This is a genomic window from Pseudomonas sp. SWRI51, from assembly GCF_014268825.1.
GTDB classification, from domain to species: Bacteria; Pseudomonadota; Gammaproteobacteria; order Pseudomonadales; family Pseudomonadaceae; genus Aquipseudomonas; species Aquipseudomonas farsensis.
Map to the genome: position 1 here is coordinate 17,211 of NZ_JABWRG010000040.1, position 23,336 is coordinate 40,546.

Genomic DNA, 23,336 nt, shown 5'->3' on the forward strand with positions numbered 1-23,336 from the left:
GACAGATTTCACGTACGCTCGGGTTCTTACCTCTGCTGATCAGGCTCGTTCCTGTTAAGGGCCCGTTCATCCGATGTGATCCGTGGCCCTTGTCCTGGGCGGGGATCTGTATGTATAAACAGTACCCGTTTCCTTGCCCGACTTTGCCCTGTGATCGCCCATTCCGTCGACGACCCGCTGTATTACCTGCACAACTTCCGCCAGGTGCTGGGCTGGGTCGAGCAACGCTATGCCGACCTGCTCGATGCCACGGAGCAGGCGTTCATGCATACCTTCGCCACGCTGCCGGCACCTTCGCAGGCCTTGCTGGTGCGCATGGTCATGCGCAAGGGCGAGCTGTTTCGCAGCGACAAGCTCGATTACGCCGAGATCGGCGATGTGCATGTAGCGCTGGCACCGTTGTTGGCACTGGGGTGGGTCGACGCACAGGCGCCGCTGTCGGTCGAGCAACTGTGGGCGCTGCTGCGCAAGGATGAGGTGGTCAGCTGCTTTGCCGGTCAATTGCAGCGGCCCAGGGCCGGCAAGGCCGAGCTGCTTGATCAGTTGCAGGCCCTGGCGCTTGCTCCTCGCCCTTTGGCAGAGTGGTTTCCAGGCTTCAAGGTGCAGATTGTGCAATGGCGCTTGCAGCCCCTGTGTGATCGGCTACGGCTACTGTTTTTCGGCAACCTGTATCAGGACTGGCACGAGTTCGTGCTGGCCGACCTGGGTGTCTGGCGCTACGAGCAGGTGGCCTTCAGTGATAGCTCACGGGCGTTGCGTGCTCGCGCCGAGGTGGACCTTGCCATGGCCCTGCACCAGTGCGCCGAGCGCCTGGAGCAGGGCGAGCCACCCGCGACGTTGCTGGCCTTGCTGGAGGGCCTGGACAGCCAAAACCCATGGCTGGCCCGGCGCCGCTCACGGGTGCTGTTTGCCCTCGGCCAGCATTGCGAACGGCGGGCCGACTGGGCGTTGGCACTGAGCATCTACAGCGCATGCGACCACCCTGAGGCGCGTATCCGCCAGGTGCGGGTATTCGAACGCAGTGAGCAGTGGCCCCAAGCCCATGCCCTGGCGCAAAGCATGGCTGGCGCGCCGGCCAACCCCTTGGAACGCCAGGCATTGGAGCGCATGCTGCCGCGCCTGGCGCGCAAACTCGGCGGGCCGCCACGGCCCCGCCGGCGTAACGCAGCGGTCGAGGTGATCGAGTTGCAGTTACCGGCCGCGCTGGCTGCGCTTGGCGTAGAGGAGGCGGTGCGCGTGCACCTGCAAGGGCAGGGCTGCGCCGCACATTATGTTGAAAACACGCTGTTCAACAGCCTGTTTGGGCTGCTGTGCTGGGAGGCGATCTTCGCGCCACTGCCTGGCGCATTCTTCCACCCGTTCCAGGCCGGCCCTCAGGACCTCTACGACGCCGACTTCCAGCAGCGCCGTGCCGATTTGTTCGCACAGTGTTTCGCGCGCCTGGACGACGGCAGCTACCGCGACGCCATCCGCGCCTGCCGGAGCGCCAAGCAGGGCCTGCAATCGCCCTTCGTGTTCTGGCAAATGCTCGAAGACCAGTTGCTCGACCACGCCCTGGATTGCCTGCCGGCGGCGCACCTTAAAGCCTGTTTCGAACGGCTGCTGCAGGATATACGCAACAACCGCGCTGGCATGCCCGACCTGATTCAATTCTGGCCGGGTGAAGGCCGCTACCGCATGGTCGAGGTCAAAGGGCCTGGCGACCGCCTGCAGGACAACCAACTGCGCTGGCTGGAGTTCTACCAGCAGCATGGGTTGCCCGTGGCGGTTTGCCATGTGCGCTGGCAGGCGGCGGCTTGAGCTATACCGTTGCGGTGCGCGCCCTGTGCGAGTTCAGCGCCAAGGTCGGCGACCTCGACCTGCGCTTTACCCCGTCGCCCACCGCACAGGAAGGCATCGCCGGCCATCGCCGGGTGGTGGCGCGACGTGCCGCCGGCTACGAGGCCGAAGTCGCGCTGGAGGGGTACTATCAAAGCCTGCGGGTGCGCGGCCGGGCCGACGGCTACGATCCAGCCTGCAACCGCCTCGAAGAGATAAAGACCCACCGTGGCGACCTCGCCCGCCAACCTGCCAACCATCGCCAGCTGCATTGGGCTCAAGCCAAGGTCTATGCCTGGCTGCTGTGCCAAACCCGCCAGCTTGAGCACATCGAGGTGGCGCTGGTGTACCTGGATGTCGACAGTGATGCGCAGACGGTGATCAGCGAGCGCCATAGCGCCGCTGAGCTGCAGCTGTTTTTCGAACTGCAGTGCGAGCGCTTTCTGGCCTGGGCCCAGGCACAGGAACAGCGCTTGGCCGAGCGCAATCTCGGCCTGCAAGCACTGCGCTTCCCATACCCCGAGTTCCGCCAAGGCCAACGGCAATTGGCCGAAACCCTCTACAAGGCGGTAAGCACTGGGCGCTGCCTGATGGCCCAGGCCAGTACCGGCATTGGCAAGACCCTCGGCACCTTGTTCCCGCTGCTCAAGGCGATGGTGCCGCAACAGCTAGACAAACTGTATTTTCTGACTGCTAAAACCCCAGGCCGCGCGCTTGCGCTGGATTCCTTGCGCAAGCTGACTGGCGCCTGCCCGCAACCTGCGCTGCGCACCCTTGAGCTGATCGCCCGCGACAAAGCCTGCGAGCACCCTGAAAACGCCTGCCATGGCGAATCCTGCCCGCTGGCCAAAGGCTTCTACGACCGCTTGCCCGCAGCCCGCGAGGCCGCCGCCCAGGTGCTGGTGCTGGACCGCGCAGCGCTACGCGAAGTCGCGTTGGCGCACCAGGTGTGCCCGTATTACCTGGGGCAGGAGATGGCGCGCTGGGTTGACCTGCTGGTGGCCGACTACAACTACTACTTCGATACCCATGCATTACTGTTTGGCCTGGCCCAGGTAAACCAGTGGCGCACAGCGGTACTGGTGGACGAGGCGCACAACCTGGTCGAACGCGGCCGGCAGATGTACAGCGCAAACTTTGATCAAGCCCAACTGTTGGCCCTGCGCCAAAGCAAGCCTGCCGGGCTTGGCAGCGCACTGGACCGTATAAATCGCCAGTGGAACGCCCTGTACAAAGCGCAAGTGGCGCCGTATCAAGCCTGCGAGCAACTGCCAGAGGCCTTTCTACGGGCGCTGCAGCAATGCATCGGGCTGATTCAGGAACGCATGAACCAGGCACCGGCTGAGGTCGAGCCCAAGGTACTGGAGTTCTTCTTCCAGGCCTTGCAGTTCAGCCGCGTGGCGGAACTGTTCGACGAACATTTCATCTTCGATATCAGCCAGCGCAGTGCCAGCCGTGGCCGGCGCCTGGCCACCTTGTGCCTGCGCAACGTGGTGCCGGCGCGCTTGCTGGCCCCGCGCATGGCGGCGGCGCGCAGTGTCACGCTGTTTTCGGCAACCCTGAACCCACGCCATTTCTACAGCGACTTGCTAGGCATGCCCGCTGACACTGCCTGGCTGGAGGTAGCAGCACCGTTTCGCGCTGAGCAGTTGCAGGTGCGCATCGTCAGCGAGGTTTCCACCCGCTACCAGCAGCGCCAGGCCTCGTTGTTGCCAATCGTCCAGCTGATCGCCCGTCAATATCAGCAGCAGCCCGGCAACTACCTGGCGTTTTTCAGCAGCTTCGAATACCTGGAGCAGGTGGCGCAGCTGTTGGCCGAACACCACCCGCAGTTGCCGCAGTGGCGCCAGGAGCGGGGCATGGATGAGGCCAGCCGCGAGGCGTTTCTCGCACGCTTCGCCCCCGACGGCTGCGGCGTAGGTTTCGCCGTGCTTGGCGGTGCCTTTGGGGAGGGGGTGGACTTGCCTGGCACGCGGCTGATTGGCGCCTTTGTCGCAACCCTCGGTCTGCCGCAGGTCAACCCGGTCAACGAACAGTTCAAGCAGCGCCTGGGCCGCCAGTTCGGTGCCGGTTTCGACTACGCGTACCTGTACCCTGGCGTGCGCAAAGTGATCCAGGCTGCGGGCCGGGTAATCCGTGGCGACGATGACCGTGGTGTGTTGCTGCTGATCGATGAGCGCTTTGCCGAGCCGCGGGTGCGGCAGATGTTCCCAAGCTGGTGGCAATGCGCCTGAACACAGCCATCGCATGGCATTGAAACTCCCAGTACACTGCGTGTTCCAACCCCAACATTCGTTGATTTCGAGGTTCTGCATGACGCTCAGTCCTTTGGCAGGCAAGCCGGCTCCGGCCAGTGTGCTGGTCGATCTTCCCCGCCTGTTGACCGCCTACTACACCGGCCGCCCTGACGCGGGCGTGGCGAGCCAGCGCGTGGCGTTCGGCACCTCCGGCCACCGGGGCACCTCGTTCGAGCTGAGCTTCAACGAAGACCATGTATTGGCGATCACCCAGGCCATTTGCCTGTACCGCCAGCAGAGCGGCATCGACGGCCCGCTGTTCATCGGCGCCGACACCCACGCGTTGTCGGCCCCAGCCGCTGCCAGCGCGCTGGAAGTGCTTGCCGCCAACGGCGTGCAGGTAAAGCTGAGCAAGGATGACGAGTACACCCCAACACCAGCGGTCTCCCACGCCATCCTTTGCTATAACCGTGGCCGCAGCAGTGGGTTGGCCGATGGCATCGTCATCACTCCCTCGCACAACCCGCCGCAAAGCGGTGGCTTCAAGTACAACCCGCCCAATGGCGGCCCAGCCGACAGCGACGTGACCAAATGGGTCGAGGCCAAGGCCAACGAACTGCTGGCCGCAGGCCTTGCCGGGGTCAAGCGCATCGGCTACCAGCAGGCGCTCGATGCCCCCACCACGCAACGCCATGACTACGTCAGCAACTACGTTGACGACCTGGAAAATGTCATTGATTTTGATGTGATTCGTAGCGCCAACCTGCGCCTGGGCGTTGACCCTTTGGGGGGCGCTGGCGTGCGCTACTGGGCGGCCATCGCCGAGCGCTACCAGTTGGATCTGGAAGTGGTCAACAGCGAAGTAGACCCGACTTTCCGCTTCATGTGCGTCGACTGGGACGGCCAGATTCGCATGGACCCGTCCTCGCCTTACGCCATGCAAGGCTTGATCGGCCTGCGCGAGCGCTTCGATGTGGCCTTCGCCTGCGACCCTGACCATGACCGCCACGGCATCGTGACCGCGGACGGCCTGCTGGCCCCGAACAACTACCTGGCGGTGGCTATCGATTACCTGTATCGCAATCGTCCGCAATGGCGCGCGGACGCTGCGGTTGGCAAAACCGTGGTATCCAGCGGCCTGATTGACCGAGTTACTGCTGCGCTGGGGCGTGAGCTGTATGAAGTGCCGGTCGGCTTCAAGTTTTTCGCCCAGGGTCTGTTCGAGGGCTCGCTTGGCTTTGGTGGCGAGGAAAGCGCCGGTGCGTCGTTCCTGCGTAAGGACGGCTCGGTGTGGGCCACTGACAAGGACGGGCTGATCCCGGCGCTGCTGGCGGCAGAAATGACCGCACGCACTGGCCGTACCCCGAGCCAGATCTACGCCGAACTGACTGCCAAGCTTGGCAAACCCTACGCCACTCGCGTCGAGGCCAAGGCCGATGCGCGGCAGAAAGCGCTGCTGAGCAAGCTTGCACCGGAACAGGTGAAGTCCACCGAGCTTGCCGGTGAGCCGATCGAGCAGATCCTCAGCCACGCGCCAGGCAACAACCAGGCAATTGGTGGCTTGAAAGTGATGACCGCCAACGGCTGGTTCGCCGCGCGCCCATCGGGTACCGAGGACATCTACAAGATCTACGCCGAAAGCTTCATCGACGAAGCGCATTTGGCGCGGTTGGTCCAGGAAGCACAAGTGCTGGTGGACGCGGCCATCGCCTGAGCTGCAGCCTGAGCTATCGCGGGGCAAGCGCGCTCCTGCCTGAAAAGGTGGGGGCGGCTTGCCCCGCAGCGTTTCTGGTTGTTCCAGCAGTAGAACGATGAGTGCCATTCTGGCCATCTACCGCGACATTGGCATCATCGGTAAGGTGATGGCCAGCCAAGAGGAGCCAGTCCATGAAAACCATCCAAGGTATCTATCAGAACCCCAACGCCCACTGGGTCGGTGACGGTTTCCCGGTACGCAGCCTGTTCACCTACGACAACCTCGCTCGGCACATCAGTCCGTTTCTGCTGCTCGATTACGCCGGGCCCCATCACTTCACACCCACCACACAGCGCCGTGGCGTCGGCCAGCATCCGCACCGTGGTTTCGAGACGGTGACCATCGTCTATCAAGGCGAGCTTGAGCACCGCGACTCGACCGGGGCAGGCGGGCTGATCGGCCCTGGCGATGTGCAGTGGATGACCGCAGCGGGCGGCATCATCCACGAGGAGTTCCACTCGCCAGCCTTCGCCAGCAGTGGCGGGCCGATGGAGATGGTGCAGTTGTGGGTCAACCTGCCGGCCAAGGACAAACGCGCTGCTGCGGGCTATCAAACCTTGCTGGCCGCCGACATTCCCCACGTCGAGCTTGAAAATCAAGCGGGCAGCGTGCGCGTGATCGCCGGGCGCTATCAGGGCCACCAGGGGCCTGCGCAGACCTTCACCGAAATGGATGTCTGGGACTTGCGGCTCAACGCCGGGGCCTCGCTGCAACTGCCGCTGGTTGCCGGGCGCAATGCGGCGCTTGTGGTGATGCGTGGCGAGCTACGGGTCAATGGCGAGCGCGACGCAGGGCCTGCGAGCCTGGTGCTGCTGGAGCGTGATGGCGACCAGGTGCATATCGAGGCGCTTGAGGACACCAGCGTGCTGTTGCTCAGTGGTGAACCGATCGATGAACCCATCGTCGGGTATGGGCCGTTCGTGATGAACAGCCAGGCAGAGATTGCTGAATCATTCGATGATTTCCATGCCGGGCGTTTTGGGCAAATGGGCGGCAGTGAGCGTGGGGCGGCGCACTGATCCAGTCTAGTCGAGCGCTTTGGGCGGCCCTGTCGCCCAGCTGGACGCGGGAGGTGGCGGCCTACACCGGACCCTGTGGGAGATTCTATGTTTTTTGTACAACCCTGTTCTCGCCACAACTCTCTATCATTTCCCGCAGGATTGGGTCCAGCCAGCAATGTTGCGGTTGAGCAAGGCCTGCTCCTAAGCTCGGAATGACCTGCCGCACAACCGCCTGTCGGGCCCCCCGTGCATCTGATCGAACAGTCGACTCCACGCTGGGTTCTTCCACTAAGGTGCTAGAGGATCTTGTGCATCATCGACGCCTCGGGCAAAGGAGCGCCCGCCGAGGCTGGTTTTTTACACACAACAACGGGCCATCCATGACCAGAGAGGGTCGTACCATGTCGTTGATCGGAGTTTCGATGCTTGAAATGCGCCAGATGATCGAGCAGGCCTGCCTGCCGGATCGCTGCGAGGTCAGTTGCACCGATGGGCAACACCTGACCATTCGCCTGGGCCAAGGGCAATCGTTGGCAGAGTGTCTCACCATCACCGGTATCTCGGTGGCCAAACTCAACAGTTGCCGCGATATCGTCAGCCTGGTTGCCAGGCTCAAGAGCCAGCGCGAACGCCTCGCGCAGCCGTTCAAGGCCATTGCCTAAGCTTAAGCTACGCATGCCAGGGCACCAGCTGCCCGGGCATGCGTAGGGCAACTTATTGCAACTCTACCAATAGGTTAATCCCGCCATCTCCGCATTTGCCCCGGTCACGTACCACCCCGTGATAGCTCCTTCCATCCCAGATAAACGCCACGCTGTGGGCGCGGTCGACTTTGTCTGGCAGCGGCGGGCAGATATGTACCTGCAGGGCAGGGCGGCCTTGCAGATTGAGCGCGGCAAGCTGAGCCTGGCATTCGACGCTCAGCGCCACAGGGCCAAACAGGGTGTCGCGAACATAGTCCAGTTGCAGGCGGGCGTTGGGAGCGCGGCAAGGCATCTTCATAGCGGGCGTGGGCTCCTGGTGGGGGTTTGCAGACGTGCATCAAGGGTTTGAAACGTGCGCGGCGCCAAGCGTTCAATTTGATTCCATGAAATCTGGGTATCGTGTCAGTCAGCTGTACGTACGCAATACCGAGCAACTGTACCGGTGAGTTGATGTTGCGCTCCGTTACTGTGGGGCTACAACTTAGAATCATCTGGATACATCGCCATGCTTGCCTCCTTCGATCTGCTCAGCGCGTTCGTGCTGTTCGCCTTTGTTTCATCCATCACCCCAGGCCCCAATAACACCATGCTGCTGGCATCGGGTGTGAACTTCGGCGTGCGTCGCAGCGTGCCCCACGCGTTGGGCATCAGTGTGGGCTTTGGCGTGATGGTGTTGGCAGTCGGGCTTGGGCTGGGCGAGGTGTTCAAGATGTGGCCACCGCTGTACACCGTGCTGCGTTATGGCGGTGCGGCGTATCTGCTGTACCTGGCCTGGAAGATCGCAACCTCCGGGCCGATGTCCAGCGATACCACAGGCAAGCGCAAGCCACTGGGTTTCTGGGGCGCTGCGGCATTCCAGTGGGTGAACCCCAAGGCGTGGGTCATGGCAGTGGGCGCCATCACGACCTACACGCCGGCCCAGGGCTATGTGGTGAACGTGATTGTCATTGCGGCGCTGTTCACCTTGGTCAACCTGCCCAGTGTCGGCATCTGGGTGATGTTTGGCAGCGCATTGCGCAACCTTTTGCGCAAGCCGCGGGCGGTGCTGCTGTTCAATGTCGCAATGGCCTTGCTGCTGGTGATTTCACTGTACCCCCTGCTGTTTGTAGAATCGTCGTTTTCCTAGACGCGACGAGAGCAACAGATGGAGTTGATTCCCTGGTCCCATGACTGCGCCGAAGGCTTTACCTTGCGTGGCTGGCGCACGGCGGCCAGCGGCCGGCCGCTGCTGCATTTCCTGCACGGCAATGGCTTTTGCAGTTTGGCCTATCAACCCTTGCTACTGCGCCTGAGCGAGCACTTCGACCTTTGGTTGAGCGACGTTCAGGGCCACGGCGACAGTGATCACGGCGGGGAATTCTGCGGTTGGAACCGTACCGCCGAACTTGCCCTGGAGGCATTTGCCTCCGGGCGTGGCGAATACGGCGACGCGCCCTGTGTTGCCGTAGGCCACAGCTTTGGCGGGGTGATCACCGGCCTGATGCTGGCCCGCGAGCTACAGCTGTTCCAGCGCGCGGTGCTGCTGGACCCGGTGCTGTTCAGCCGGGGCATGCTCGGCTTGCTGGGGGCGGCGGCGATGGTTGGGCTGCAACGTCGCCACGCGCTTGCGCGCAAAGCTGCAACCCGGCGCAGTCACTGGCCCGACCGCATGGCGGCGCTTGCTTCGTTGCAGGGGCGAGGCATTTTCAAGGGCTGGGCCGATACCGCGCTGCATGCCTACGTCGAGCACGCCATTGGTGATTGCGGGGAGGGCGTGGTGCTCAAGTGCCGGCCTAGCCGCGAAGTGGATATCTTCAGCTCTTTCCCCACAAGGCTCTGGCAACACTTGGGGCAGATCACTACGCCGACGCTGCTGCTGTATGGCGAACGCACCTACCCGTATGTGGTCCACTCGGCCAAACGGCTGGCTGCCCTGAACCCGCACGTGAGCGCGCAGCAGGTGCCCGGCGGGCATTGCTTCATGCAGGAAGACCCGGCAGCGGCGGCAACAGAGGTGCTGAGCTTTTTGCAAAGCTGAAACCTCACTGTCCATTTTGCGACGAGCCTGTACCGATTCGCGTGCGAACGACACGTGGAGATTCCTTAATCTGGCGCTCCCCCAAATGGATGGAGTGCATCATGAACCAGGCGGTCAGCCCTGACCCTCAGCTCGACTCAAGCGCACTGCGCGCGCGCCGGCGCCAGCGTGTGTTGCGCCTAGGGCTGGCCGGCTCGCTGAGTGTGGTGCTGGCAGCCTATGGCATCTACTGGTGGCAGGCTGGGCGGTTTCTGGAGCAAACCGACGACGCCTACGTACGCGCCGATTGGGCGCCGATCAGCGCACGGGTCAGTGGTTATGTGGCTGAGGTGACGGTCGCCGACAACGCTACGGTCAAGGCTGGCGATCTGCTGGTTCGGCTCGATGCCCGTGACTTTCACGACCATCTGCGCAAGGCGCAGGCGCGCCTCGCCGTCAGTGAGGCCGCGCTGCAGGTGCAGCGCCTGCGTTTGCGCACCTTCGTTGCCGAGCAGAACGAGCAGGTGCAGGCCATTGCCCGTGCCGATGCCGAGCGCGGCGGCAGCCGTGGTGAAGCGCAGCGTGCCGAAGCCGATTGGCAGCGCTACCAGCGCCTGGCGCAGTGGCAGGCTACCAGCCTGCAACGCATGGAGCAGGCCCGGGCCACGCGCATTCAGGCCAATGCCTTGCAGCGCGCCGCCGATGCCGAGCTTGCCCGCCAGCATGCACACAAAGAGGTGCTGGCCCAGCGTGGCCGGCAACTTGAGGCTGAGCTTGCCCAGCGCCAGGCCGACCTCGACCAGGCCCGCGCTGAAGTGGCCCTGGCCAGCAGTGCCTTGGCTGATACCGAAATCCGCGCGCCGTTCGATGGCGTGGTGGGCCAGCGCAAGGTCCGCCAACAGCAATATGTAACGCCTGGCTTGCCATTGCTAGCCGTGGTGCCGGTGGCGCAGGCCTATGTGGTGGCCAACTTCAAGGAAACCCAGCTGGCCCAGTTGCAGCCAGGCCAACCCGTGCGCCTGGAAGTCGACACCTTCGGCGAGCATTGGCAGGGTACCGTCGACAGTGTTTCGCCGGGCTCGGGCGCGGTATTTGCGCTGCTGCCACCGGACAATGCCACGGGCAACTTCACCAAGATCGTCCAGCGCTTCCCTGTGCGGATTCGTTTGCAGCCAAACGCCGTGGGCGCGCCGCGCCTGCTGCCGGGCATGTCGGTGATTGCCACGGTCGATACCCGGCATGAGCGCTGAAGAGAAGGTTTCACCCCGTGCCTGGGTGGCCGTGATTGGCGGGTTGTTTGGCTGTTTCATGGCTGGCATGAACGTGCATGTCACCAGCGCCGCCTTGCCCGAGATCGAGGGGGCGCTGGGGGCAAGCTTCGAGGAGGGCTCGTGGATTTCCACCGCGTACCTGGTGGCCGAGATCAGCATGATCCCACTGACGGCCTGGCTGGTGCAGGTGTTTTCCCTGCGACGGGTAATGCTGGTGGGCTCGGCGGTGTTTCTGCTCAGCTCGGTCAGTTGCGCCTTGGCGCCGAGCCTGTCGGTGATGATAGCCTTGCGCGTTATTCAAGGTGCAGCAGGTGCCGTACTGATCCCGCTTTCCATGCAGTTGATCATTACCGAACTGCCGGCCAGCCGGATCGCGTTGGGGATGGCCCTGTTCAGCCTGTCCAACAGCGTGGCGCAGGCAGCAGGGCCGTCGATTGGCGGCTGGTTGACCGACATGTATTCGTGGCGCTGGATCTTCCTGTTACAACTGCCACCGGGGCTGGCGTTGCTGGCGGCGGTGGCGTGGTCGATCAAGGGCCAGGCGGGCGACCGCAGCGCCTTGCGCCGTGCCGACTGGCTAGGCATCGCAGCCATGGCGCTGGGGTTGGGCGCGCTGCAGATCGTGCTGGAGGAGGGTGGGCGCAAGGACTGGTTCGACTCGGGGTTCATCGTGTCGGCAAGCCTGCTGGCAGCCGTTGCCTTGGCGCTGTTCATCCACCGCCAGCTTTGGGGCGCTCGGCCTTTCATCAACCTGCGCCTGCTCGGCAGCTACAACTTCGGCGTGGCCAGCCTGGCGATGGCGATATTCGGTGCGGCGACCTTCGGGCTGGTGTTTCTGGTGCCCAACTATCTGGCCCAGGTGCAGGGCTATAATGCCAGCGAAATTGGCAAGAGCCTGATCGCCTATGGCCTGGTGCAGTTGCTGCTGGCACCGCTGTTGCCGCGCCTGATGCGCTGGCTGAACGCCAAGGTGCTGGTGGCCAGCGGCTTTGCCATCATGGCGTTGGGGTGTTGGCTGGGTGCGCAGTTGACGGCGGATGCGGGCAGCAATGTGATCATCCCGTCCACAGTCGTGCGGGGCATTGGCCAGCCGTTGATCATGGTGGCGCTGTCGGTGCTGGCGGTGAAGGGGCTGGACAAGGCCCAGGCAGGGTCGGCCTCGGCGCTGATCTCAATGCTGCGCAACCTGGGTGGTGCGCTGGGGACGGCGCTGTTGACCCAGTTGGTGTCGCTGCGTGAGCGCTTTCATTCGGTGCGCGTGGGCGAAGGGCTGACGATATTCGACGGCGCGCTGCAGCAGCGGTTACCGGGCGGTATGGTTGACCCGCAGTCGCCGGAGGTTATGCAAACCTTGGCGCTGATCGACCGAAGTGTGCGTGAGCAGGCATATTTGATGGCCTATTCGGATGCTTTTTACCTGTCATGCCTGGCGCTGTTGGGGTGTGCAATGGCAGCGTTGCTGCTGCGCAGCAGGTAATTTTGTGCAAACCTGTTCCGGCCTCATCGCAAGCTATCGCCAGCTCCCACAGGGACCGCGCTCCACGGCAATGTTGAGGTTTGGCTCAGATTCCTGTGGGAGATCACCCAGCCCTTCCGGGCTGCGCTGCCGCGCCGAGAACTGGGCAACGTGGGAGCGGGCTTGCCCCGCGATGCGATGTTGGCAGTGCTATCGCTATCGCGGGGCAAGCCCGCTCCCACGTTTCGTTGTAAATCAGTTAGTTAGCGTTTGCTCTATGAGAGCTGGCGACAGCCTGCGATGAGGCCAGCACAGGTTTGCAGCGGCCACAAAAAATTGTGGTACCCCATCATTCAACAGGCAGCCACCGCCCATGACCCGCCCACCCATCCTGCCGCTCGCCGAGAACTACGCCCATGGCGAGCACATCGCCGCGCATTGCCATGACCGGGCGCAGCTCATCCATGCCATCAGCGGTGTAATCACGGTCAATACCTTGGAAGGCAGCTGGGTGGTGCCGCCCGGGCGGGGAGTGTGGGTGCCCACCGGCAGCCAGCACGAACTGCGCATGTCTGGCATGGTGCGCATGCGCACGCTGTTCATCGACCCTGGCGTGCGCGCGGGCTTGCCGCAGCAGTGCCAGGTAGTTGAAATCTCACCGCTGCTGCGCGAATTGATCATCTGTGCCATGGATATCAGCCCCGGCTACGCCGCCGATGGCCGCGAGGCACGGGTGATGGCGCTGATCCTTGATGAGATTCGCGTGCTGCCGGTGCTCGCACTGCATGTCCCCAGCCCGCGCTCCGCGCTATTGCAAGAGCTGTGCGAAGCCTTGCGCCTGGCCTCTGGCGAGCCTTGGACGCTAACGCGGGCTGCGCAGTTTTGCGGGCTCAATGCGCGCACGCTGACCCGTGCGTTCCAGCGCGAGACGGGCCTGAGCCTGGTGCAGTGGCTGCGCAGAATGCGTTTGCTCGCAGGGCTCGATGCCCTCGCGACGGGGCGGTCGGTGCTGGAAGTGGCGCTGGATCAGGGTTACGAAAGCCCCAGCGCGTTCAGTGCGATGTTCCGGCGCACGCTGGGGGTGTCGCCGTCGGTGTACTTCGGCCGCAACGCGGACCCTGCGCTTTAGCCTCACACCTCGACCAGCCCCAGCGGGTGCAACGCCCTGAACACCTGCGCCTCTTCCACCAGCCAGTCATGCACCGCCCGCGCGCCCGGTTGGGTCAGCCCGCCGGGTGGATACAGCAGCACATAACGCTTGTGGTTGGCGATCGGCACCCCAAACGGCACGATCAGCGCGCCGCGCTCCAGCTCATCGTTAAGCAGTGTGCGCCGGGCGATGGCCACGCCCACGCCGGCAATCGCCGCCTCGATGCTCAGGTGGTTGCGGTTGAACGTGTGGCCGCGGCGTACGTCCAGCCCTTCAGCGCCGATCCCCGCCAGATAGAACTCCCATTCGGCATACTCGGAACTGCCGCGCCAGGCGGTGATGTCGTGCAGCAGTGGGTAGTGGGCAAGGTCAGCCGGGCCGTGCAGGGGCGGGCGGCCACGCAGCAGCGCCGGTGAGCACACCGGAAAGATCTGCTCGTCCAGCAACGGCGTGGACAGCATGCCGGGGTAGCTGCCGTCGTTAAGGTCGATGGCCAGGTCGAAGTCTTCAGGGTGCAGGGCCTGGTTGCTGTCTTCGGCCACCAGGCGCAGTTCGATGTCGGGGTAGCGCTGCTGGAAACGCGGCAGCCGTGGTGTCAGCCACTTGGCCAGAAACGACGGGATCGAGCGCAGGCGCAGGGTGCCGCGAATTTCGCCGGCATCCAGGCGCAGCAACTCGGCTTCGATACTGCCGTAGGCCTCGGCTACGGTTTGCGCCAGGCGCTGGCCTTCCGCCGAAAGCTCGACACCCCGGGCCCGACGCAGGAACAGGCGAAACCCCAGGCGCTCCTCAAGCTGGCGCATCTGCTGGCTGACCGCGCCTGGCGTGATGTGCAGCTCTTCGGCGCAGCGGGTAAACGACAGGTGCCGAGCTGCGCATGAAAACACATGCAGCCAGACGTACACCTGGCCGTTGAGTGGGCCCTTCATCGTTTAGTCCTGCTAAAGGCTTGTGTAGGAAGTTTCGTTGGTCACCGAGTGGTAACCGCGTCAGTATCTCCTAAATTGGCAATACCGCTCAAATTTTCTACAGCGCCGTGAGCACCGCGTTTTCGTAGCTTCGGCAAGGCATTAGCATGGCTATCAGTGTTTTCGACCTTTTCAAAATCGGCATCGGCCCGTCCAGCTCCCATACCGTCGGCCCAATGCGTGCGGCCGCGACCTTTGCCCAGGCGCTGCGCGAGCGCGGCTTGCTGGCCCAGGTCACGCGGGTCGAGGTGCGCCTCTATGGCTCGCTGTCGGCCACAGGCGTCGGCCATGCCACCGACCGCGCCTGCCTGTTGGGGCTGATGGGCCAATGGCCAGACCGTATTGACCCACACAGCATCGAGCCGCGTATCGACCAACTGATGCAGGAGCAGTGCCTGATGCTCGATGGCAGCCATTCGGTGGCCTTCCAGTACAACCGCGACATGCGCCTGCTCGATGAAAGCCTGCCGTACCACCCCAATGCCATGACGCTTGAGGCCTTTGACGGCGAGCACAGCCTGTTCAGCCAGACCTATTACTCGGTCGGCGGTGGTTTTATTGTCGAGCAAAGTGAGATCGACGCGCCCTCTGCCAGTGCCAACGATGTTGCATTGCCCTTTGAGTTCTCCAGCGGCGCTGAACTGCTGGCCCTGTGCAAGCAGCATGGCCTGAGCGTCAGCCAATTGATGATGGCCAACGAATGCGCCTGGCGCCCAGAAGCCGAGGTGCGCGAAGGGCTGTTGAAAATATGGGCGGTGATGGGCGAATGCGTCGAAAACGGCCTGCAAAACGAAGGCATTCTGCCGGGTGGCCTTAAGGTCAAGCGCCGTGCCGCACGCCTGCACCGCAGCTTGCAGGAGCTGGGCAAACCCAACGTGATCGGCTCGACGCTGAGCGCCATGGAATGGGTCAACCTGTTCGCCCTGGCGGTCAACGAAGAGAACGCCGCCGGCGGGCGCATGGTCACTGCGCCCACCAACGGCGCAGCCGGGATCATCCCGGCGGTGCTGCATTACTACATGAAGTTCAGCCCTGAAGCCTGTGACGATGATGTGGTGACGTTTTTGCTGGCCGCCGCCGCCGTGGGCATTCTGTGCAAGAAGAACGCCTCTATTTCTGGCGCCGAGGTGGGCTGCCAGGGAGAGGTGGGTTCAGCCTGCTCGATGGCCGCTGCCGGCCTTGCCCAGGTGCTCGGGGCAACGCCCCCGCAACTGGAAAACGCTGCCGAAATTGCCTTGGAACACAACCTGGGCCTCACCTGCGACCCGGTCGGCGGCCTGGTGCAGGTGCCGTGCATCGAACGTAACGCCATCGCCGCCGTAAAAGCCATCAACGCGGTACAGATGGCGCTGCGCGGTGATGGCGAGCACTTCATCTCGCTTGACCGAGTGATCCGCACCATGCGCGACACCGGTGCCGACATGCACGCCAACTACAAGGAAACCTCGCGCGGCGGCCTCGCCGTCGCCTTCGTCGAATGCTGATGCAGCCAGGGCCGGCCCCACGCCAGGGGCCGCCCGGCTAGCCCCGTTTTACCCGAAAAACCCCGTAGCACCCGCAACAAAAACAACTACAAGGCGATACCAATGACTGATGTACACACCACCACGACTATTCGTGAGGATTCGGCTGTCCAGGCTTCGGCTCAGGGCTCGACCACCTGGAACCGTCACGACACCACCTGGGCCCTAGGCCTGTACGGCACCGCAATCGGCGCCGGCACGCTATTCCTGCCGATCAACGCAGGTGTTGGCGGCTTCTGGCCGCTGCTGATCCTGGCCTTGCTGGCCTTCCCGATGACCTTTTTCGCCCACCGCGCACTGACCCGCTTCGTGCTGTCTGGGCGCAAAGGCGGTAACGAAGACATTACCGAGGTGGTCGAGGAGCATTTCGGGGCCGGCGCCGGCAAGTTGATCACGTTGCTGTACTTCTTTGCGATCTTCCCGATCCTGCTGGTGTACAGCGTGGCGCTGACCAACACCCTGACCAGCTTTTTCGAGCACCAGTTGCACGTCAACGCGCCGCCCCGCGCGCTGCTTGCGTTGCTGCTGATCTGCGGGCTGATGATTGTGGTGCGTTGTGGCCAACAGATCATCGTCAAGGCCATGAGTGTGCTGGTCTATCCCTTCGTGGCCTCGCTGTTGCTGCTGGCGGTCAGCCTGGTCCCCAACTGGAACGGTGCTTTCTTCGCCCAGGCCAATGAAGGCATCAGCGCCTCGAAGTTGCTGCTGACCCTGTGGCTGGCGATTCCGGTGATGGTGTTCTCGTTCAACCATTCGCCGATCATTTCGGCCTTCGCCGTCGACCAGAAGCACCGCTACGGTGCCCAGGCCGACCGCAAGAGCGGGCGCATCCTGGCCACAGCCCATGTGCTGATGGTGCTGACGGTGATGTTCTTCTGCTTCAGTTGCGTGCTGGCCCTGAGCCCGGCTGACCTTGCCCAGGCCAAGGCGCAGAACATTTCGGTGCTGTCGTACCTGGCCAACCACTTCCAGACCCCGGTCATCGCCTTTGTTGCGCCGTTGATCGCGCTGGTGGCGATCACCAAGTCGTTCCTCGGCCACTACATCGGTGCCAGCGAAGGGTTCCAGGGCATGATCGTCAAAAGTCTGCGTGGCCGCGGCAAGGTATGGCCGGCCAAACGCCTTGAGCGGGTGACGGCGCTGTTCATGGTGGTGACCTGCTGGGCGGTGGCCACACTCAACCCAAGCATCCTGGGCTTGATCGAAAGCCTGGGCGGGCCGGTGATCGCCTGCCTGCTGTTCCTCATGCCGATGTATGCGGTGCAGAAGGTACCGGCGTTGCGCCAGTACTCGGGCAAGCTGTCGAATCTGTTCGTGGTGCTGATCGGGCTGATTACGCTGTCGGCGATTGCCTACAGCCTGGTGGCCTGACCACCTGCGTCCAACCCGTTTGCCAGCCAGTCACCGGATGACCGGCTGGCATCACACGGTTATCGGGCTTTCTTCTCAAGGCTCACAAAGCTTTTGCGCATGTCACTGGCCCAGCCATCGAGCACTGGCTTCACGTCGTTGAGCGTGAGCTTCTGGGTGTCGTTTTCCAGCTCCTTGCCGCTGCCCTTGCGCACTACCTGGGCCAGTACTTTCTGGCTGGAACCGTCCAGAAACGCAGCTTCTACTGCAATCACCACATCCTGGTCGCGACCGCCAGCGGCGGTGTTGACTGCTGCTGCCACCAGTGCAATCGGCACCACTTCGTAAGGCTTGAGCCCCTCGTTGCTGGTAGAAACGGCGGTAATCGCCGGGCGTACCACGATGGTATTCGGGCCAGGCTGCTTGGCCAGCGTCAGCACGCTGCCAAGCTCGCGGCGCATGGCTTCATTGAAGTAGCGGGTGATCTCCTGCAGGGTTTGTGCAGAAATCACTTCGGTGGGCTGCGGCTTGGGGTAGAACTGGCTCGGTTCGATGAACACTTTGGTGTACTGGCCGGGCTTGATGTCGGGGTCGATCCAGCGCATGACCGGCGCGCCAGATACGCTTTCAGCTGGTTTCAGCCGGCTGTAGTCCTTGAGAAACCCGGAATAGTCCTTGGGGTCGACCTGGTTGCTTGTGCAGGCGACCAAAGCCAGCAGAGCAGCGCACAGCAGGGTGGTGCGAGGCAGTTGCTTCATGATTGCAGGCGTCCATGAGGGGAGGGGCCAGAACAACGCTAGCAGGTGCTTGGCGGTTGGCCAGCAGCGGCGCCGAAAGGAGTACTGCACGCGGTATGTAGGAGCGGTTTTGTGCCGCGAAAGGGCTGCTCAGCAGCCCCGGTGATTTTCTATGAAGCCGAGCTTTCAGGGCCGCTGCGCGGCCCATCGCGGCACAAGGCCGCTCCTACAGTGCGGCGTTTCTCACCCCAAGGCTTCGCGCAGCCGGTACCACAACATCCCCAAGGCCAGCAGCGGCGAGCGCAGCGCCTTGCCGCCGGGGAAGGTCAGGTGCGGCACGGCAGCGAACACATCCAGCCCACGGCTATGGCCGCTGGCAATGGCTTCAGCCAGCAGCCTTGCCGTCCAGTGGGTCACGTTCAGGCCGTGGCCTGAGTACCCTTGGGCGTAGAACACATTGGGGTGCTGGCTCAGCCGCCCCACTTGGGGGAAACGGTTGGCGGTAATGCCGATCATGCCGCCCCATTGGTAGTCCAGGCGCACTTCAGCCAGTTGCGGGAATACCTTGAGCAACTTGGGCCGCATATAGGCGCCGATGTCCTCCGGGTCGCGGCCTGAGTAGTGGCAGGCGCCGCCGAACAGCAACCGCCGGTCGGCGGTGAGGCGGTAGTAGTCGAGCCCGACCTTTTGGTCGCACAAGGCCATGTTCTGCGGAATTAACGCCTGTGCCACCTGTTCGGGCAGCGGCTCGGTCGCCACCACGTAGCTGCCGGCCGGCAGCACCTTGCCGCTCAGGCGCGGTTCCAGTTCATCCAGGTGGGCGTTGCAGCCAAGCACCACGCTGTGTGCGCGCACTTTGCCGCGCGCGGTGTGCAGGGTCACGGTGCTGCCGTGCTCGATACGCAGCACCGGGCTTTGCTCGAAAATCCGCACCCCCAGCCTGTGGGCTGCACGGGCCTCGCCCTGCACCAGGTCGAGTGGGTGCAGATGGCCCGACCCCATATCCACCAGCCCGCCGGCGTACTGGTCGCTGGCAACGATTTCGTGCATGCGCTCCGGGCTCACCAGCCGGGTCTCGTGGGGGTAGCCTTGGGCATTGAGCGCGTGCAGTTCGTGGCTGAAGGCTGCGTATTGTGCCGGGGTGTTGGCCAGCTCGCAGAAGCCCCAGTGCAAATCGCACTGGATGGCGTACTGCGCGATGCGCTGCGCCACCAGCGCCACCGAATCGATACCGGCTTGCTGCAAGTAGCGCACGCCATCCTCGCCAACATGCGGAGCGAAGCCCGACACATCGTGGCCAATACCGCGGATCAGCTGGCCACCATTGCGCCCACTGGCTCCCCAGCCGATGCGGCGGGCTTCCAGCAGCACCACCGACAGCCCGCGCTCGGCCAGTTCCAGGGCTGTGTTGACGCCGGTCAGGCCACCACCAACCACGCACACATCGGCGTCCAGGTCGTGGTCCAGGGGCGGATACTCAGCGGCCTGCCGCGCGCACGCCGCGTAGTAGGAAGCGGTGTGTTCAGTCATATGAGGCATGGGTGTACTCGGCTCAGCGGTTGGACTTGATCTTGCTCCAGGCACGGGTCATCTGGCGCAGTATCCCGGGGCTAGGCATGGTCGAGATATAGAGTTTGTCCAGCACCTCCTGTGGTGGGTAGATGGCCGGGTTGGCGACCAGCGCCGGGTCCATGTCAGCCTTGGCGTCGGGGTTGGCGTTGGCATAGCCGACGGTGGCACTGACCTTGGCGATTACCTCGGGGTCTAGCAGGTAGTTGATGAACGCCAGCGCCTGTTCTGGGTTCTTGGCGTCCTTGGGGATGGCCAGCAGGTCGAACCACAGGTTGCTGCCTTCCTTGGGGATGCTGTAGGCGACGTTGACGCCATTGCCGGCTTCCTTGGCGCGTTGCGCAGCCTGCAGCACATCGCCGGAATAGCCGAACGCTACGCACACGTCACCATTGGCCAGGTCCGAGACGTACTTGGAGGAATGGAAGTAGGTGATGTACGGGCGCAGCTCCAGCAGCCGGGCTTCGGCCTTGACGTAGTCGCCGGGCTTTTCGCTGCGAGGGTCCATGCCCAGGTAGTTGAGCACCGCCGGGAACAGCTCGTCGGGTGAGTCCATGAAGGCCACCCCGCACTGCTTGAGCTTTTTCAGGTTTTCAGGCTCCAGCAGCACCGCCCAGGAGTCGATCTTGTCGATGCCCAGCGCCGCCTTGACCTTGTCGACGTTGTAGCCGATGCCATTGGTGCCCCACAGGTACGGCACCGCGTACTGGTTGCCGGGGTCGTTCTTCTCCAGTTGCTTGAGCAACGCAGGGTCAAGGTGCTGCCAGTTAGGCAGTTTGCTGCGGTCCAGGGGCAGGAATGCGCCGGCCTTGGCCTGGCGCGCCAGGAAGTGGTTGGACGGCACTACCACGTCGTAGCCCGTGCGCCCGGCGAGCAACTTGCCTTCGAGGGTTTCGTTGGAATCGAACACGTCATAGACCACCTTGATGCCGCTGCTCGCTTGAAAGTCGGCAAGGGTGGTTTCACCGATATAGTCGGTCCAGTTGTACACGCTGACCGTAGGCTGGGCCTGGGCTGCGCCGGTAAACAGCAGGGCGAGGGTCGTGCTGATCAGGGTTTGTTTGTAACGCATGTCGACACCTTGTTGGTTGTTGTTGTTGTTGTTGGAGTTCGGTGCGTGGGGCTGCTGTGCAGCCCAATCGCAGGCTTCGCCAGCTCCCACAAAGAGCGCGCACAGCCACAATATCGAGGCCTGACCTGGAGTCCTGTGGGCACTGGCGACAGCCTGCGATGAGGCCGTGCCTGTCAAACGCTCAACAGCAGGAACTCGCGCTCCCAGGAGCTGATCACCCGCTTGAAGTTCTCATGCTCGGCACGCTTGACCGCCACATAACCCTGTACGAACTGCTGCCCCAGGTACTGCTGCACCACCTCGCAGTCCTCCATGTGTTGCAGCGCATCTTCAATGGTGATGGGCAGGCGCAGGTTGCGCCGCTCGTAGGCGCGGCCTTGCACTGGCGCGCTCGGTTCGAGCCTCTCGACCATGCCGATGTATCCGCACAAAAGGCTTGCCGCGATCGCCAGGTAAGGGTTGGCGTCCGCGCCCGGCAGGCGGTTTTCGACGCGCATTGCCTCCGGGCTGGACGTCGGCACGCGCAAGCCGGCCGTGCGGTTTTCTTCACCCCATTCGACGTTTACCGGCGCCGAGGTATCGGGCAGGAAGCGGCGGAACGAATTGACGTTGGGTGCGAACATCGGCAGCAGTTTGGGGATGTACTTCTGCAAACCGCCAATGTGGTACAGGAACAGCTCGCTCATGCTGCCGTCTTCATTGGCGAATATCGGCCTGCCGCTGGCGATGTCTACCACGCTCTGGTGCAGGTGCATGGCGCTGCCGGGCTCGTCGGTGATTGGCTTGGCCATGAACGTGGCCGTCACGTTGTGCTTGAGCGCAGCCTCGCGCAGGGTGCGTTTGAATACGGTGATCTGGTCGGCCAGGTCCAGCGCATCGCCGTGGCGGAAGTTGATCTCCATCTGCGCCGGGCCGTCTTCGTGGATCAGTGTGTCCAGGTCCAGCCCTTGCAGTTCACACCAGTCGTACACGTCCTCGAACAACGGGTCGAATTCGTTGGCGGCATCGATGGAAAACGACTGCCGCCCGCTTTCGGCACGCCCGCTGCGGCCCAGCGGCACCTGCAAAGGCAGGTCGGGGTCTTCGCAGCGTTTGGTCAGGTAGAACTCCATCTCAGGCGCCACGATGGGCTGCCAGCCTTTGTCGGCGTAAAGCTTGAGCACTTTTTTCAGGACATTGCGCGGTGACAGCGCGATGGGCTCGCCGTGCTTGTCGAAGGTGTCGTGGATAACGATTGCAGTAGGCTCGATGGCCCACGGGATCTGGTACACAGCGCTGGGGTCGGGGCGGCAGATCATGTCGATATCGGCGGCATCGAGCAGGCTGTAGTAGATGTCGTCATCGACATAGTCACCGGTGACCGTCTGCAATAGCACGCTTTCTGGCAGGCGCATGCCGCGCTCATGGAGAAACTTGGCGGTCGGGGCGATCTTGCCGCGAGCGATGCCGGTCAGGTCGCTGATCACACATTCGACTTCGGTAATGCGGTGTTCTTTCAGCCAGGCGGACAGCTGATCGAAGGGGGCGTTCATACAGACCTCTTGGTTGGGTTGTTGTGGTGGGCGGCAAGCTGCGCTTTGCACGCAAGCACTTCCCACAGGTGACGCTGGCGACTATCTTGGCTGCAGCCCGCCAGGGCGATCTATCCACTTTCTTCGCCCATGAATGCACCAGAAGAGTGCACAAGGACAACGCGTGACAGCGCCAACCGCCTTGCAGGTTCAGCACTTTCATACCACCGATGTCGCTGAGCAGACCCGCGCCACCCCCAGCTGGCAACAGCATTACCAGCAGATGTCGCCCGGCCATTTCAGTGGCCATTTGCGCTGGTTGGGGCTGGAGGGCGTGCAGGTCTATGAAGAGCATCTCAATACCCGGGTCGAGCAATGCTTCCGCGCCCCCAGCGGCGCCCTGGCGTTCTGTTTCGACCGCAGCGAGAACAGCCTGTACCTGCTCAACGAAGACAGCCGCAATATCTGGATAACCCCCGAGAACTACCAGGAAGTGGCGGTGGTGTTCGAGCAGCCGTTTCTGGCCAGCCACCACCTGGACCTTGAGCGTTTGCGCGGGCTGTTCATGGTGCCGCTGAGCTGCCGGCAGAACGCCTTGTTCGGCAACTGGCTAAGCGCCACGCTGACCCAGCTAGGCCAGGCGGCTTGCCCGGTGCAGGGCAGGGCGCTGGGTGAGCAGTTGCTCGAAGACTGCCTGTTTATTCTCGACAATGCCGGGCACTGCTTGCACGGCGACGCCCGTGAGCGGCGTGATGAGGAGCGGGCGATCATGCACAGGGTCAGTGAGTGGGCTGCCGACTGCCCGGACGAAACCCTCAATTTGTTGCAGTTGGCCAAGGTGGCCGGGGTGTCGCTGCGCCAGTTGCAGCAGGCGTTCAAGGCCTTTACTGGCCTACCGCCAGCGCATTGGTTGCGCCTGCGCAGGCTCAACGGTGCACGCCGGGATTTATTGCGCGGCGCGCAGGCGACCGTGGCCGAGGTGGCTATGCGCTGGTCGTTCTGGCATTTGGGGCGGTTTTCAGAGAGCTATCGGCAGCTGTTTTGCGAGCTGCCGAGTGAGACCTTGAAGCGCGCACGCTAAAGGGGCTTGGCGCAGGCCACCTGATAGTTTTGCCAGTTGTCGCGTGCCGTAAACAAGGGTGTGATGGGTTCATTCGTGGGACCCTGGCCCCGTCGGTAAAACTGCCGCGCTGTACTTGACCAGGTTCCTGTTGCTC

19 protein-coding genes are annotated in these 23,336 nt (G+C 63.2%); 13 read left to right on the top strand and 6 right to left on the bottom strand.

The annotated features are described in order from the left end of the window. The first annotated feature begins 150 nt into the window (after positions 1–150). The 5 genes from HU720_RS13630 (at position 151) to HU720_RS13650 (ending at position 7,474) form a co-directional block, all read left to right on the top strand. Positions 151–1,800, top strand: a complete 1,650-nt coding sequence (locus HU720_RS13630) for a VRR-NUC domain-containing protein (protein WP_186520452.1) — start codon at positions 151–153, stop codon at positions 1,798–1,800. Then, a complete protein-coding gene (locus HU720_RS13635) occupies positions 1,797–4,052 on the top strand; it encodes an ATP-dependent DNA helicase (RefSeq protein WP_186520453.1) in 2,256 nt (751 codons plus the stop codon). Before HU720_RS13630 ends, HU720_RS13635 begins: the two co-directional genes overlap by 4 nt. A gap of 79 nt (positions 4,053–4,131) precedes the next feature. After that, entirely contained in the window at positions 4,132–5,769 is a 1,638-nt protein-coding gene (pgm, locus tag HU720_RS13640) for a phosphoglucomutase (alpha-D-glucose-1,6-bisphosphate-dependent) (protein ID WP_186520454.1), read from the top strand. Positions 5,770–5,942: 173 nt separating this feature from the next. Then, complete coding sequence (locus HU720_RS13645; RefSeq protein WP_186520455.1) at positions 5,943–6,830, top strand: pirin family protein; 888 nt, start codon at positions 5,943–5,945, stop codon at positions 6,828–6,830. A gap of 383 nt (positions 6,831–7,213) precedes the next feature. Next, positions 7,214–7,474: a DUF1652 domain-containing protein gene (locus HU720_RS13650; RefSeq protein ID WP_186520456.1), complete on the top strand. Its 261-nt coding sequence runs from the start codon at positions 7,214–7,216 to the stop codon at positions 7,472–7,474. 52 nt (positions 7,475–7,526) lie between these two features. Here HU720_RS13650 and HU720_RS13655 read toward each other — a convergent pair whose 3' ends face one another. Then, positions 7,527–7,814 (bottom strand): hypothetical protein, encoded by a 288-nt coding sequence (locus HU720_RS13655; RefSeq protein WP_186520457.1) that lies wholly within the window; start codon positions 7,812–7,814, stop codon positions 7,527–7,529. Between the two features lie 207 nt (positions 7,815–8,021). Between HU720_RS13655 and HU720_RS13660 the strand changes: the two genes are divergently transcribed. The 5 genes from HU720_RS13660 to HU720_RS13680 all read left to right on the top strand — a co-directional run bounded on the left by HU720_RS13660 (position 8,022) and on the right by HU720_RS13680 (position 13,368). Beyond that, positions 8,022–8,642, top strand: coding sequence for a LysE family translocator (locus HU720_RS13660; RefSeq protein WP_186520458.1), 621 nt, complete (start codon positions 8,022–8,024; stop codon positions 8,640–8,642). A gap of 18 nt (positions 8,643–8,660) precedes the next feature. Then, entirely contained in the window at positions 8,661–9,533 is an 873-nt protein-coding gene (locus tag HU720_RS13665) for an alpha/beta hydrolase (protein WP_186520459.1), read from the top strand. Between the two features lie 101 nt (positions 9,534–9,634). After that, complete coding sequence (locus tag HU720_RS13670) at positions 9,635–10,762, top strand: HlyD family secretion protein (RefSeq protein WP_186520460.1); 1,128 nt, start codon at positions 9,635–9,637, stop codon at positions 10,760–10,762. Further along, entirely contained in the window at positions 10,752–12,260 is a 1,509-nt protein-coding gene (locus tag HU720_RS13675) for an MDR family MFS transporter (protein WP_186520461.1), read from the top strand. The genes HU720_RS13670 and HU720_RS13675 overlap by 11 nt, the downstream gene beginning before the upstream one ends. A gap of 352 nt (positions 12,261–12,612) precedes the next feature. Next, entirely contained in the window at positions 12,613–13,368 is a 756-nt protein-coding gene (locus tag HU720_RS13680; RefSeq protein ID WP_186520462.1) for a helix-turn-helix transcriptional regulator, read from the top strand. 2 nt (positions 13,369–13,370) lie between these two features. Here HU720_RS13680 and HU720_RS13685 read toward each other — a convergent pair whose 3' ends face one another. Beyond that, positions 13,371–14,318, bottom strand: a complete 948-nt coding sequence (locus tag HU720_RS13685) for a LysR substrate-binding domain-containing protein (protein WP_186520463.1) — start codon at positions 14,316–14,318, stop codon at positions 13,371–13,373. 146 nt (positions 14,319–14,464) lie between these two features. On the opposite strand from HU720_RS13685, the gene HU720_RS13690 reads away from it, so the two are divergent. Together HU720_RS13690 and HU720_RS13695 are read left to right on the top strand one after the other, a co-directional pair. Further along, complete coding sequence (locus HU720_RS13690) at positions 14,465–15,841, top strand: L-serine ammonia-lyase (RefSeq protein ID WP_186520464.1); 1,377 nt, start codon at positions 14,465–14,467, stop codon at positions 15,839–15,841. Positions 15,842–15,943: 102 nt separating this feature from the next. Then, positions 15,944–17,251, top strand: coding sequence for a serine/threonine transporter (locus HU720_RS13695; protein ID WP_186520465.1), 1,308 nt, complete (start codon positions 15,944–15,946; stop codon positions 17,249–17,251). A gap of 59 nt (positions 17,252–17,310) precedes the next feature. On the opposite strand, the gene HU720_RS13700 is transcribed toward HU720_RS13695, so the two are convergent. The 4 genes from HU720_RS13700 to HU720_RS13715 all read right to left on the bottom strand — a co-directional run bounded on the left by HU720_RS13700 (position 17,311) and on the right by HU720_RS13715 (position 22,140). Next, positions 17,311–17,988: a DUF3313 domain-containing protein gene (locus HU720_RS13700; RefSeq protein WP_186520466.1), complete on the bottom strand. Its 678-nt coding sequence runs from the start codon at positions 17,986–17,988 to the stop codon at positions 17,311–17,313. 222 nt (positions 17,989–18,210) lie between these two features. Further along, the gene (locus HU720_RS13705; protein ID WP_186520467.1) at positions 18,211–19,506 is read right to left on the bottom strand and encodes an FAD-binding oxidoreductase; all 1,296 of its coding nucleotides are present in this window, start codon (positions 19,504–19,506) and stop codon (positions 18,211–18,213) included. Between the two features lie 13 nt (positions 19,507–19,519). Beyond that, a complete protein-coding gene (locus HU720_RS13710) occupies positions 19,520–20,608 on the bottom strand; it encodes a polyamine ABC transporter substrate-binding protein (RefSeq protein ID WP_186520468.1) in 1,089 nt (362 codons plus the stop codon). Positions 20,609–20,781: 173 nt separating this feature from the next. Beyond that, positions 20,782–22,140: a glutamine synthetase family protein gene (locus HU720_RS13715; protein ID WP_186520469.1), complete on the bottom strand. Its 1,359-nt coding sequence runs from the start codon at positions 22,138–22,140 to the stop codon at positions 20,782–20,784. A 163-nt stretch (positions 22,141–22,303) separates the two neighbouring features. Between HU720_RS13715 and HU720_RS13720 the strand changes: the two genes are divergently transcribed. Continuing rightward, the gene (locus HU720_RS13720; RefSeq protein ID WP_186520470.1) at positions 22,304–23,200 is read left to right on the top strand and encodes a helix-turn-helix domain-containing protein; all 897 of its coding nucleotides are present in this window, start codon (positions 22,304–22,306) and stop codon (positions 23,198–23,200) included. Positions 23,201–23,336 lie beyond the last annotated feature (136 nt).

Coding starts and splice junctions, on each gene's coding strand:
- pgm (WP_186520454.1), top strand. CDS start 4,132: ATGACGCTCAGTCCTTTGGCAGGCAAGCCGGCTCCGGCCAGTGTGCTG.
- HU720_RS13685 (WP_186520463.1), bottom strand. CDS start 14,318: ATGAAGGGCCCACTCAACGGCCAGGTGTACGTCTGGCTGCATGTGTTT.
- HU720_RS13670 (WP_186520460.1), top strand. CDS start 9,635: ATGAACCAGGCGGTCAGCCCTGACCCTCAGCTCGACTCAAGCGCACTG.
- HU720_RS13660 (WP_186520458.1), top strand. CDS start 8,022: ATGCTTGCCTCCTTCGATCTGCTCAGCGCGTTCGTGCTGTTCGCCTTT.
- HU720_RS13665 (WP_186520459.1), top strand. CDS start 8,661: ATGGAGTTGATTCCCTGGTCCCATGACTGCGCCGAAGGCTTTACCTTG.
- HU720_RS13675 (WP_186520461.1), top strand. CDS start 10,752: ATGAGCGCTGAAGAGAAGGTTTCACCCCGTGCCTGGGTGGCCGTGATT.
- HU720_RS13715 (WP_186520469.1), bottom strand. CDS start 22,140: ATGAACGCCCCCTTCGATCAGCTGTCCGCCTGGCTGAAAGAACACCGC.
- HU720_RS13690 (WP_186520464.1), top strand. CDS start 14,465: ATGGCTATCAGTGTTTTCGACCTTTTCAAAATCGGCATCGGCCCGTCC.
- HU720_RS13655 (WP_186520457.1), bottom strand. CDS start 7,814: ATGAAGATGCCTTGCCGCGCTCCCAACGCCCGCCTGCAACTGGACTAT.
- HU720_RS13705 (WP_186520467.1), bottom strand. CDS start 19,506: ATGCCTCATATGACTGAACACACCGCTTCCTACTACGCGGCGTGCGCG.
- HU720_RS13710 (WP_186520468.1), bottom strand. CDS start 20,608: ATGCGTTACAAACAAACCCTGATCAGCACGACCCTCGCCCTGCTGTTT.
- HU720_RS13700 (WP_186520466.1), bottom strand. CDS start 17,988: ATGAAGCAACTGCCTCGCACCACCCTGCTGTGCGCTGCTCTGCTGGCT.
- HU720_RS13650 (WP_186520456.1), top strand. CDS start 7,214: ATGTCGTTGATCGGAGTTTCGATGCTTGAAATGCGCCAGATGATCGAG.
- HU720_RS13645 (WP_186520455.1), top strand. CDS start 5,943: ATGAAAACCATCCAAGGTATCTATCAGAACCCCAACGCCCACTGGGTC.
- HU720_RS13680 (WP_186520462.1), top strand. CDS start 12,613: ATGACCCGCCCACCCATCCTGCCGCTCGCCGAGAACTACGCCCATGGC.
- HU720_RS13695 (WP_186520465.1), top strand. CDS start 15,944: ATGACTGATGTACACACCACCACGACTATTCGTGAGGATTCGGCTGTC.